Annotated in this window: 10 protein-coding genes and 1 pseudogene; 2 read left to right on the top strand and 9 right to left on the bottom strand. The window is 32.1% G+C overall.

The annotated features are described in order from the left end of the window. Window positions 1–111 precede the first annotated feature (111 nt). Window positions 112–978, top strand: a complete 867-nt coding sequence (locus tag MHZ36_RS10375) for an AraC family transcriptional regulator (protein WP_239231522.1) — start codon at window positions 112–114, stop codon at window positions 976–978. 97 nt (window positions 979–1,075) lie between these two features. Here MHZ36_RS10375 and MHZ36_RS10380 read toward each other — a convergent pair whose 3' ends face one another. The 4 genes from MHZ36_RS10380 to MHZ36_RS10395 all read right to left on the bottom strand — a co-directional run bounded on the left by MHZ36_RS10380 (window position 1,076) and on the right by MHZ36_RS10395 (window position 6,782). After that, a complete protein-coding gene (locus MHZ36_RS10380) occupies window positions 1,076–2,728 on the bottom strand; it encodes a glycoside hydrolase family 13 protein (protein WP_239231524.1) in 1,653 nt (550 codons plus the stop codon). Between the two features lie 16 nt (window positions 2,729–2,744). Continuing rightward, window positions 2,745–3,740: a LacI family DNA-binding transcriptional regulator gene (locus tag MHZ36_RS10385; protein ID WP_239231525.1), complete on the bottom strand. Its 996-nt coding sequence runs from the start codon at window positions 3,738–3,740 to the stop codon at window positions 2,745–2,747. A 419-nt stretch (window positions 3,741–4,159) separates the two neighbouring features. Beyond that, on the bottom strand, window positions 4,160–5,569 hold the full coding sequence (gene gndA / locus MHZ36_RS10390) for an NADP-dependent phosphogluconate dehydrogenase (RefSeq protein ID WP_239231527.1): 1,410 nt from the start codon (window positions 5,567–5,569) through the stop codon (window positions 4,160–4,162). Window positions 5,570–5,651: 82 nt separating this feature from the next. After that, entirely contained in the window at window positions 5,652–6,782 is a 1,131-nt protein-coding gene (locus tag MHZ36_RS10395) for a M20/M25/M40 family metallo-hydrolase (RefSeq protein WP_239231529.1), read from the bottom strand. 227 nt (window positions 6,783–7,009) lie between these two features. On the opposite strand from MHZ36_RS10395, the pseudogene MHZ36_RS10400 reads away from it, so the two are divergent. Then, a pseudogene (locus MHZ36_RS10400) lies at window positions 7,010–7,099 on the top strand (hypothetical protein); the annotation flags it as partial. 250 nt (window positions 7,100–7,349) lie between these two features. Here MHZ36_RS10400 and MHZ36_RS10405 read toward each other — a convergent pair. The 5 genes from MHZ36_RS10405 to MHZ36_RS10425 form a co-directional block, all read right to left on the bottom strand. Beyond that, window positions 7,350–8,342, bottom strand: coding sequence for an aromatic acid exporter family protein (locus tag MHZ36_RS10405; protein WP_239231530.1), 993 nt, complete (start codon window positions 8,340–8,342; stop codon window positions 7,350–7,352). A 10-nt stretch (window positions 8,343–8,352) separates the two neighbouring features. Next, complete coding sequence (gene brxB / locus MHZ36_RS10410) at window positions 8,353–8,790, bottom strand: bacilliredoxin BrxB (RefSeq protein ID WP_239231531.1); 438 nt, start codon at window positions 8,788–8,790, stop codon at window positions 8,353–8,355. Window positions 8,791–9,163: 373 nt separating this feature from the next. Beyond that, window positions 9,164–10,444: a dihydrolipoamide acetyltransferase family protein gene (locus MHZ36_RS10415; RefSeq protein ID WP_239231533.1), complete on the bottom strand. Its 1,281-nt coding sequence runs from the start codon at window positions 10,442–10,444 to the stop codon at window positions 9,164–9,166. 12 nt (window positions 10,445–10,456) lie between these two features. After that, complete coding sequence (locus MHZ36_RS10420) at window positions 10,457–11,440, bottom strand: alpha-ketoacid dehydrogenase subunit beta (RefSeq protein ID WP_239231534.1); 984 nt, start codon at window positions 11,438–11,440, stop codon at window positions 10,457–10,459. Next, window positions 11,433–12,431, bottom strand: coding sequence for a thiamine pyrophosphate-dependent dehydrogenase E1 component subunit alpha (locus MHZ36_RS10425; RefSeq protein ID WP_239231539.1), 999 nt, complete (start codon window positions 12,429–12,431; stop codon window positions 11,433–11,435). Before MHZ36_RS10425 ends, MHZ36_RS10420 begins: the two co-directional genes overlap by 8 nt. Window positions 12,432–12,447 lie beyond the last annotated feature (16 nt).

Here is a 12,447-nt window from a genome sequence, read left to right on the forward strand (position 1 = left end):
TAAATAATGATGTAAAATAAAAGTATTAAAGTTATTACTTTTATTTTGATGAAAATATTAATACAAATGTAGAAAGTATTTAAAGTTAATTGGAATTAGGAGTGAAAGTTTTTGGACGTTATCAAGCAAATACAACAGGCAATTGTTTATATTGAAGATCATTTGCTAGAGCCTTTTCATTTGCAAGAACTCAGTGATTACGTTGGTCTTTCACCATATCATCTTGATCAATCATTTAAAATGATTGTAGGACAGTCACCTAGTGAGTATTCGAGATCCAGAAAAATGACAGTCGCTGCAAAAGAACTCATTAATGGTTCGAGTCGTTTAGTAGATATTGCAAAAAAATATCATTATATTGATACAAATGCATTTGCTAATGATTTTAGTGATTTTCACGGTATTTCACCTATTCAAGTTAATACAAAACGTGAAGAGTTAAAGTTGGTACCAAGACTTTATATTAAATTAACAACTACAGACAAAGCCCCATATCCATATAGATTAGAAGAAACTTTAGAGTTATCTTTAGTTGGCTTTGCTAAATTCATACCAGCTGATGAATTGGAAAACCCTTATAAAGTACCAGATTTTTTAGAAGATTTATTAGAAGAAGGTTATATAAAAGAATTACAAAGATATAATGATGTTGGACCCCATGAATTATTCGTCGTGAACTGTCCATTAGATTACGGTATGGAAATATTTGTTGGCGTTCCGAGTGAGCGTTACCCTGCGCATTTAGAAAGTCGATTTTTACCAGCGAGACAGTATGCCAAATTTAATCTTCAAGGTGAAATTGATTATGTTGTTAACGAAGCCTGGCATTACATTGAAACGAGCATGCAACTGTCATTACCATATGAATTTAATAGTTTGTACGTGGAGGTTTACCCGTTCAACATTTCATTTGATGATCCTTTTACAAAGGTTCAATTATGGATGCCGGTTGATCAGGATAATAATTTTAAATATTAAATAACAATTTAAACAGGAGTTATATACTTATTTTTAATGAAGTATATAACTCCTGTTTTATGATTATTATATAAGATGAAAATAATTTAGTGATTTTTTAGATTACTGCTATTACGCATGCTTCATATGGTCTTAACTGCTCAAAATCAACTTGTTTATCCTTGTAATTATGCAAAACTACTTCATAGTCAGAAATATCTGTTGGTATAGCAATTTTTGAAATTTGATTTGTTAAATTTCCAATCACTATTACTTTTTTATTTTCTAAACTTCTTGAATATGCGAATACATTTGAATTATCTTTATCAACTAATTCAAACTTACCATATGTGTAAAGATTAGCAGATTTTTTCAAGGATATGAGTGATTTATAAAAGTTTAAAATAGAATCTTTATTTTGTTGCTGTTTTGCTACATTAATAGATTTGAAGTTCGGATTCACTGGGAACCAAGGTGTATGATTTGAAAAGCCACCGTTCGGTGAATCATCCCATTGCATAGGTGTTCTTGCGTTATCTCTATTTTCCATTTTATGTTTATGTAGTAATTTTTCTACATCACCGCCCTGTGCTTTTACAATATTGTATTCATTTACAACAGCTACATCATTAAATGTTTCAATAGATTCAAAAGGATAATTCGTCATGCCTATTTCTTGACCTTGATAAATAAAGGGCGTGCCTTGTTGTAAAAAATAAACTAAAGCATGACTTGTTGCCGATTCATACCAATATTGTTGATCATCTCCCCATGTGGAAACACGTCGAGGTTGATCGTGGTTTTCAATAAATAAAGCATTCCAACCTATATTTTCCAATTTATATTGCCATTCTGCTAAAATATTTTTGTAAGAAAGCACATCAAATTTTACATCTCCAGTGTTCCACAATCCAAGATGTTCAAATTGAAAAATCATATTAAATTTACCTTCTGATTCTCCCACCCAAGATTTAGCATTATCTGGACTTACACCATTTGCTTCGCCTACCGTCATAATATTGTATTGTGATAAAGATTTTTCTTTCATTTCTTGTAACCATTTTTGTATACCAGGTTGATTCATATCGACATCAAATGCCGGTGCGTAATTTTTACCTTTAGGTACTTTTAAATCGCCAGCTTCAAAAGTCTTTTTTATATGTGTGATGGCATCTACTCTAAATCCATCAATACCTTTTTCAAACCACCAGTTCATCATATTAAATATAGCTTTACGAACATCTTCATTATGCCAATTCAAATCAGGTTGTTTTTTACTAAATAAATGGAAATAATATTGTTCTGTAGTTGGATCATATTCCCAAGTAGAACCATTGAATATGCTTTCCCAATTGTTAGGCTCCGTACCATCAGCTTTTCCATCTTTCCAAATATACCAATCTCTTTTAGGATTATCTCTACTAGATTTAGATTCAATAAACCAAGGATGTTCATCAGATGTATGATTAACAACTAAATCTAAAATTAATTTCATTCCTCGTTGATGTATACCTGTTAGTAATTCATCAAAGTCTGCCATCGTACCAAATTCATCCATGATTCCATGATAATCACTAATATCATATCCATTATCATCATTTGGAGACTTGTACATCGGGCTAAGCCAAATGACATCAATCCCTAAATCTTTCAAGTAATCAAGTTTTTCTATAACACCTTGTAGATCTCCTATACCATCGCCATTTGAATCTTTAAAACTTCTAGGATAAACCTGATATGCTACAACTTCTTTCCACCAATTTTTTTTCATTTTCATTCTCCTTTAATCAGATTGTCGAACTTCTTTCTATGATTCTTGTTGGAATTATATGCTCACAACTATAGTCATTATTTCCTTCTATATGATTGGTTAATAAGTGAACTGCCATTCTTCCCAATTGATCTGGATATACATCAACTGCTGTTTGTGGCGGCGATGCATATGCATTTAAGAAGGAATCATTGAATGTTGCTGTTTTAATTTTTTCTGGTATGCTTATTTTCAACTCGTATAATGCACTGATTACCATCATGTTAAGCATGGTGTCGGAAGTTATTATTGCCGTTACATTATCCGACTTTAGTAATTCTATTAGACAATTTTTAATTTCCTTACGATTTAATGGTATTGATTGTATCTGAGGAACTAAGTGATGCTGTTGCATTGCTTGTAAATAGCCTTTCACTCTGTCTTTAAAAACTTCATAATCACTATATTCAGTTAAAAATATGATTTTTTCATGGTTTTTATTAATAAGATAATTTGTTAAATCTATTGCTGCACCGATATTATCATTGTCTACAAATAATGAACCATGATTGGATAATGGTTTACCTATAATGACATAAGGGCACTGATTATCTATTAACAGTTGTTCAACTGCATCGTGCGCTCTTGAATAAAGTAAAATAAAACCTTCAATGTATTGTGATTGTATTGAGCGTTCAACTTCCCTTTTTAATTCTTCATCAGTCGTACTTGTCGTTACGACTGTTAAATATGAATGCTTTTCACTGTACCGATGTATACCAGTCAATATATCAAGTAAAAAAGGGTTCTGTTTAATAGAATTATCTCCGCTCTTTTGTATAATTCCTATCGTTTTTGATCGTTTGGTTACTAATGTACGTGCCATTTGATTCGGATAATAGTTTAATTGTTTCATACAATCGCGTACCCTTTCGGCTGTCGAATTACTAATACGTGAATTTCCCTTGATTACTCTTGATACAGTAGATGGAGAGACATTAGCCAATGCAGCTACATCTTTAATTGTTGGCATGAAAACACTCCTTCAATATTAAAACGCTTACAAAACTTATACTCCTATATTAAGTATATAAATTAAGAAAGTCAAAAGATTTATGCAAACGTTTGCACAATGGGGGGAGAAAGAATAAAATTATATAGTAATCATAAAATGGGAAGAAATAGTTAATTCTTTATATGATAATAATCCGTTGTACCAATTTTCTAACTTGCTGACATCCATAATAAATGTATGGCTTACAGAATTAGACGAGTATAAACTCGAACCAATCAAGGCATACAATGTTCGTTCACAATTGTTAGATTAAAAAAAGAAAAGAGAGCTAACCTCTACAGATTAGCTCTCTTAATTTGAGAATGAATATTTAAGTCTCAAACTTATTTATAAACAATCACTTAAAATATATTTCAAAAGTAATATCAGGTAGTTAATTAATCTTCAATCCATTGAGTATGGAATACGCCTTCAACATCTTTACGTTGATACGTATGAGCACCGAAATAATCACGTTGTGCTTGGATTAAGTTAGCTGGTAAGTCTTCTGAACGATAACTATCATAATAGTTAATACTCGCTGAGAATCCAGGTGTTGGAACACCATTTTGTACACCAGTAGCAACTACATCACGTAATGCTGATTGATAATTTGTAACAATATCCTTGAAGTAAGGATCTAATAATAAGTTACGTAATGATTCATCATTATCATAAGCATCTTTAATTTTTTGTAAGAATTGTGCACGGATGATACAACCTTCACGCCAAATCATAGCTAAATCGCCTAATTTAAGGTTCCATTCATTGTCATCACTAGCTTTTCTCATTTGTGCAAAACCTTGTGCATAAGAACAGATTTTACTCATATATAAAGCTTTACGGATTTTTTCTAAGAATTCTTCTTTATTTCCATCAAATTCAGAAGCTGGACCGTTTAATTGTTTTGATGCATTAACACGTTCTTCTTTGATTGAAGAAATGAAACGAGCAAAAACAGATTCAGTAATAATTGTTAATGGAACACCTAATTCTAATGCATTGATTGACGTCCATTTACCTGTACCTTTTTGGCCAGCAGTATCTAAGATTTTTTCTACAAGAGGGCCTTCGCCTTTATCATCTAATTTACCGAAGATATCACCTGTGATTTCAATTAGGTAACTTGAAAGTTCGCCAGCATTCCAATCTTTGAATGTTTTTGCAATTTCTTCATGTGACATTCCAAGTAAATCTTTCATCATAGCATAACTTTCAGCAATTAATTGCATGTCAGCGTATTCGATTCCGTTATGCACCATTTTCACGTAATGTCCTGCTCCATTAGGTCCAATGTAAGCAACGCAAGAAGCGCCATCTTTAGCTTTAGCTGAAATAGCTTCTAAAATGTCACTAACTTTATCGAATGCTTCTTTTTGACCACCAGGCATTAATGAAGGTCCAGTTAAAGCACCAACTTCTCCACCAGATACACCCATACCAATAAAGTTCACGCCACTTTCTGCTAATGCAGTATTACGGCGGATAGTATCTTGATAATTCGTGTTACCACCATCAATTAAAATATCATCATTATCTAATAATGGTAATAAACTGTCGATTGTCTTGTCAGTTGCAGGACCAGCTTTAACCATTAATAAAATTTTACGGGGTTTTTCTAATGAATTTACAAATTCTTCAATTGAATATGTTGGGTGGATATTCTTGCCTTCAGATTCTTTCACCATCTCGTCTGTCTTTTCAGATGAACGGTTATACACTGCTACATTATAACCACGAGATTCAATATTCCAAGCAAGGTTCTTACCCATTACTGCTAAACCTACTACACCAATTTGTTGTGCCATTTTACTTACCTCTCTTTTACAAAGTTTTCTAGTTCATTGTATCATAAAGCATATATAATAATCACTAAATCAGTTTTCAGATTTATTTGTTATTTGTAATTATTTCTATAATTTTTAATATTTGCTGACTTAATAGATTTAAAGAAGCTATTGGCATACGTTCAGATTTCGTATGAATTTTTTCATAACCAACACCTAAGATTACTGTTGGTATACCAAAACCATTGATAATATTACCATCAGAACCACCTCCTGCTATAATCGTATCAGGTGATAAATCTAATTCTGTAGCACTCTTTTTGGCAATTTCTGTTACTTTTGCATCAGTAGCAACCCTAAATCCGGGATAGCTTTTTGTAATATCTATATCCGCACTTGTACCAAATCGTTGTACGGTATTTTCCACTGCTGATTTCATATGTTCAATTTGTTCATCAATGCGTTCATTGGAATGTGAACGTGCTTCTGCTTTTAAAGTGACCTTGTCAGCGACTATATTCGTAGCCGAACCACCCTCGAAACGTCCAATATTCGCTGTTGTCACATCGTCTATTCTACCTAATTTCATGTCACTTACTGCTTTTGCAGCAATATTTATAGCGCTAATACCTTTATCAGGGACACTTGCGTGCGCTGTTTTTCCATAAATTGTTGCATCAAATTTCATTTGTGTTGGCGCACCAATCACTGTAGTACCCACTGGTGAACTTGCATCCACCGCGTAGCCATAATCAGAATCCAAAAGTTCCACTGGTAGTTGCTTAGCTCCTTCTAAACCAATTTCTTCACCAACTGTGATAATAAATTGAACTTGACCATGATCTATATTATTTTCATGGATGACGTTGAGTGATTCTAAAATTGCTGCTAAACCTGCTTTGTCATCCGCACCTAAAATAGTTGTACCATCAGAATAAATATAGCCATCATCTTTAACTAGTGGTTTAACATTAATTCCGGGAACCACAGTATCCATATGGCTAGTAAAGTAAACTTTATCGATTTCTTGATTTTCAAATGTACTTGGCAATGTACAAATTAAATTATTTGAACCTAAATTATCTATTTGACTTGCTTGATCTTCAATTACGGTTAAGCCTAATGATTTAAATTTATTTTTTAATACTGCTTGAATTTTTTGTTCATTACCGCTTTCTGAATTAATTTGTACTAGCTCTAAAAATGTATCTAATAGTCTTTGTTTGTTAATCATAATTATCCCCTATCTGTCTTTTAATACATTTCATATGTATATTAATAATTTATATAATTAAGTTTAACGAATATTTACAGTTTACAAAACAAATATGATTATTAACCATTTATTTTATTGAGCAATATTGAATATAGGAATATAGTTGCTAAGTATTGTAGAATATCGTATATTTGGATAAAATATGAGTTAATACAAATATATTTGGAGGAATTATAGTGGGTAATAATAAAGTGCTTAGAGCGATCATTATAGTAATGTTAGTTGCTGTTGTACTTGCATTAATTTTAACTAGTGTAGTACCGTTAGTAAACTAATCAATAACGATATCAGTTTTATATATTATATTTTATTTTGACCATAAATAGTTGCATTTAACAGTTATTGTTAAGTCTATTATTTATGGTTTTTAGTTTATCCCTTATATAGTGATACATAACAGTTTAAGGGATGTCAAATTGATTATGACATTATAAAATCCTCCTTAAAGAATTAACTAATAGTTTAGACTTTAAGGAGGATTTTTAATTTTTTATTGTTAATATATTTTTTATAAATTTTAATACCTTAGTTAGTAACTGTGTTCATTCCATTATGATGCTTTAATGAACCGAACTGTGACTTCACTACTAAATATTCTTCTAATTCATTTAATAATTGTAACAAACTCGCACGTGTCCTAAACATTTCTCGAGATGTTGGCAAATCTAATTGATTTAACTCTATTCTAATCTCATATAACGAATGCAAACGTAATGCTGTATAATCATTACTATTCACATTATGTGCTACTTCAGCCAATAAATATGATAACTTATCTAATAAACAGTCTTTCATTTCTATACTTTCAATCATTAATGCAATTCTACGCATTAAATCAAGTTGTTCTTCTCGCATATCAAAATAATGATAATATGAATTTTCATTTCTACCAAAATGATTCTTAACATCTCTAAATGCTATAGATTTTGCTTTTTGAATTGTTAATTGTAAATTGTCGAAAGGTATATTTAAGCTTTGATTAGGGATTAAACATTTTTCACTGAAGGTTTCAAATATTTGGGTGTATTGGTCTTCAATTTGCTTTTTAAAATGGTTCAATGTGCCATCAAGACTTGGCATAATCAAATTCATTAGAAATGCTATACCTAATCCTACGATAAGTAATAAAATTTCGTTTATGAATAAATGAACATCTATCGTTTTAGCATTGAAGACATGTAATAAAATTACACAACTTGTCACGACACCCTCTTGTACTTTGAATACAACAGTTATTGGTATGAATAGTAATACGATTAAGCCTAAAACGAGTGCATGTTGTCCTAGCAAACTAAATATAATTGAACCAAGAATTAGAATCATAAAACAAGATACAAAACGGGACACAATAGCTTGTAGCGAATGAACCTTTGTATGCTTAATACACAAGACTACTAAAATAGCACTTGATGCAAAATTATCAAGGCCAATTAATTTAGCAATTATAATACCAAGCGCCATGCCTATGGCAGTCTTAATCGTTCTAAATCCGATTCGATAAGGATTTAAACGTGACATGAATGTTCCTCTATTTCTCTTCGCAATAAGTATCGAATAAAGTTTGTAATTGATTAATTACGTCCATTACCTCATGACCTTCGATTTGATGACGTTCAACCATTTCAGTAATTTTTCCATCTTTAATCAGTGCAAATGAAGGACTTGATGGTGCATAGCCTTCAAAATAATCTCTGGCTTTTTGTGTTGCTTCTTTATCTTGTCCAGCAAAAACTGTCACCAGACGATCAGGTAGTTTATCATAGTGCAAAGCATGTGCTGCAGCAGGTCTAGCAATTCCTCCTGCACAACCACATACTGAGTTCACCATAACAAGTGTTGTTCCGTCTTGTTGTAAGACACTATCTACTTCTTCAGCAGATGTTAATTGTTCATAACTAGCTGCCTCTATTTCATTTCTTGCTTGATTAACAACATCTGTCATATATAAATCGAAATTTAAATCCATTTTAACGTCACCTTTCATTTCTAATTAAGTACTTTTATTCTACATATATATCTATTATACTTCAACAGCTGTGATTATTGTATTTTAAAAATTGAACATTTTCTAACTATCATCAATTTTATTTTAATTATCGTACTCAAAAATAATACTTATATAGCTATTGTATCGATTTTATAGTGCAAACATGCTCGGTTAACTATCATTGTAATAACACATGAATAAACTTCCCTAACATTAATGAAAGATATACATAAATTGTCATAATAAGGAGTGTTGAAATATAAAAAGAGCTAATCTAAATATTTAGATTAGCTCACTGAATATATAATTGATTATTTTTGTTTAAAAAACTTTTTACCGTTCTATAATTTAATTAATAAATACTTGTATGTTCTATCGAATATTGTTCAATACGTGTTTTCACAAAATTCATAAATCTACCAGCTTGTAAACCATCTAATATACGATGATCTATCGAAATACATAAATTCACCATATTTCTAATTGCAATCATGTCGTCGATAACAACTGGTTTTTTAATAACAGATTCAATTTGTAAAATCGCAGCCTGTGGATGATTAATAATTCCCATAGATGAAACAGATCCGAAAGTTCCAGTATTGTTAACAGTAAATGTACCGCCTTGCATATCCTCTGAACGTAACTTTTTATTTCTTGCTCTTTGTGCTAAATCATTAATTTCTCTCGCAATGCCTTTAATTGATTTTTCATCAGCATTTTTAATAACTGGCACATATAATTTATCTTCATCCGCTACAGCAATTGATATATTTATATCTTTATGCATAATAATTTCTGAATCTTGCCAACTACTATTTAATAATGGATAAGCTTTTAGACCTTCTGCTACAGCTTTTACAAAAAATGCAAAGAAAGTCAGATTGTAACCTTCGTTTTCTTTAAAACTATTTTTATGATAGTTTCGTGTTTTTACTAAGTTAGTCGCATCCGCTTCGACCATCATCCATGCGTGAGGTATTTCATTGACACTATTTACCATATTTTGCGCAATTTGCTTTCTGACACCATTAACAGGAATAGATGAACCTGGTGAAGGTTCATTATATTTTGCTTGTTGAATTACTTTAGGTGAATCTTTAGGCGCAATTACAGTTTGTTGTTTATTCCCTGTACCTTCTTTTATTGCCTTTTGTATATCTTTTTTAGTAACACGTCCTTCAAACCCTGTACCTACAACTTGAGATAAATCAATTTGATTTTCAGAAGCTAATTTAAACACAACAGGTGAATAACGGCCATTATTTTTAGGTTGATTGTCATTAGTTTTAGAAGTGTTAGATAATTCGGATGTTTGTGTCGTAGTTTCTTCAACAGTTTCTGAACTTTGATGTTTATCAGATGGTTGTTCAGTTATATTGTCGCTATTTTGTTCTACATCTTCATCAGTTGCCAGTAGACAAATCACTTCCCCAACTTGAACAGTTGCACCTTCTTCTACTAATATTTCTTTGACCGTACCTGAATATGATGAAGGTACTTCTGCTGTTACTTTATCTGTGATAACCTCACAAAGTGGATCATATTCCTCGATAGTATCTCCAATTGATACAAGCCACTGTTCAATAGTACCTTCGTGTACACTTTCACCGAGTTTAGGCATTTTTATTTCCATGATTGTGCCTCCTTAAAATTCTGCAAGTTCACGCATTTTTGTTTTTATTTTATCTGGATTAATCATAAACTCATCTTCTAGTGTTGGTGCAAATGGCATAGATGGGACATCTGGTCCTGCAAGTCTCATAATAGGAGCATCTAAGTCAAATAAACAATTTTCAGAAATGATAGCAGCAACTTCAGAAATCACACTACCTTCTAAATTATCCTCTGTAACTAATAAAATTTTACCAGTTTGTTTTGCACGTTCTATGATTGTTTGTTTATCTAGGGGATAAACAGTACGTAAATCAACAACTTCCACATTGATATCTTCCTCAGCTAACATATCTGCTGCTTGTATACAGTAATTAACGCATAAGCCATATGTGAATACTGTGATATCATCACCATAACGTTTCACATCCGCTTTACCAATTGGCACAGTATAATATGATTCAGGAACTTCTTCTTTTAAAAGTCTGTAAGCTTTTTTATGTTCAAAATATAGTACTGGATCATTGCTTTCGATAGATGCTAACAAAAGCCCTTTAGCATCATAAGGATTAGATGGAATTACAATTGTTAGACCTGGTGTCGATGCAAATATTGACTCTACACTTTGTGAATGATATAACGCACCGTGTATACCTCCACCAAATGGAGAACGGATTGTAATTGGGCAATGGAAATCATTATTAGAGCGATATCTCATTTTTGCAGCTTCACTCATTATTTGGTTTGTAGCAGGTAATATATATTCAGCAAATTGAATTTCAGCAACTGGACGTTTCCCTAACATCGAAGCTCCAATACTCGTACCGACAATGTTAGATTCAGCTAAAGGTGTATCTAACACACGCGCTTCTCCATATTTTTCTTGTAAGCCTAAAGTAACTCCAAACACGCCACCTTTTTTACCTACATCTTCTCCCAATACAAACACATCTTTGTCTCGTTCCATTGCTTGGTCTAATCCTTGATGAATTGCTTCTAAGTAAGATAATTTAGCCATTATTTAAGCTCCCTTCTTCATAAACGTGTGTATAAGTTTCTTCTGGTGATGGATAAGGTGCTTTTTCTGCTTCTTTGGTAGCTTTATTTACAACATCTTTATGTTCTTTTTCTATTTCATCTAACCAGTTTTCATCAATGATTCCTTCTTCTAATAAAAATTGCTTAAAATTAACATTACAATCAAGTGATTTAAGACCATCTCTTTCTTCTTTAGAACGATATTTATCATCATCGTCTGAAGAGTGAGCAGTAAGTCGTGTACACATCGCTTCAATTAATGTTGAGCCACCGCCATTTAAACCACGTTCTCTTGCATCTTTCATTGCCTTATACATTGCAATTGGGTCATTTCCATCCACTGTTTCACCATGCATACCATAACCAATCGCTCGATCTGATAATTTTTCAGCACCATATTGTAATGAATCAGGAACAGAAATAGCATATTTATTATTTTCTATTACGCAAATAAATGGTAATTTATGTACTCCTGCAAAGTTTAAACCTTCATGAAAGTCGCCTTGATTTGAACTTCCTTCGCCAACTGTGGTCATAGCTATATTGGATTTACCATCCATTTTTAGTGATAAAGCCGCTCCTACAGCATGTATAATTTGTGTACCTACTGGAGAACTCTGTGACAGGATGCCTTTTTCTCTTTTACTAAAATGAGAAGGCATTTGTTTACCACCTGAGCTGATGTCATCTTTTTTACCGAATGCTGCTAACATTGAATCTAATGGAGTCATCCCTAAATACGTTACAAGCGCTAAGTCTCGGTAATATGGTGAAGAAATATCACCTTCTTGCATGGCATAAGCCATACCTATTTGAGCAGCCTCTTGTCCTTGACAACTTATTACAAAGGGTATTTTTCCCGCACGATTTAAAAGCCACATGCGTTCATCTATTTTTCGTCCTAAATCCATCCATTTATACATATTCTGTAGATCTGTTTTATCCAAACCTACTGATTTATAATCAAACATGCTATTTCCTCCTTAA

This window comes from Staphylococcus sp. ACRSN, assembly GCF_022346615.1.
Taxonomy (GTDB): domain Bacteria; phylum Bacillota; class Bacilli; order Staphylococcales; family Staphylococcaceae; genus Staphylococcus.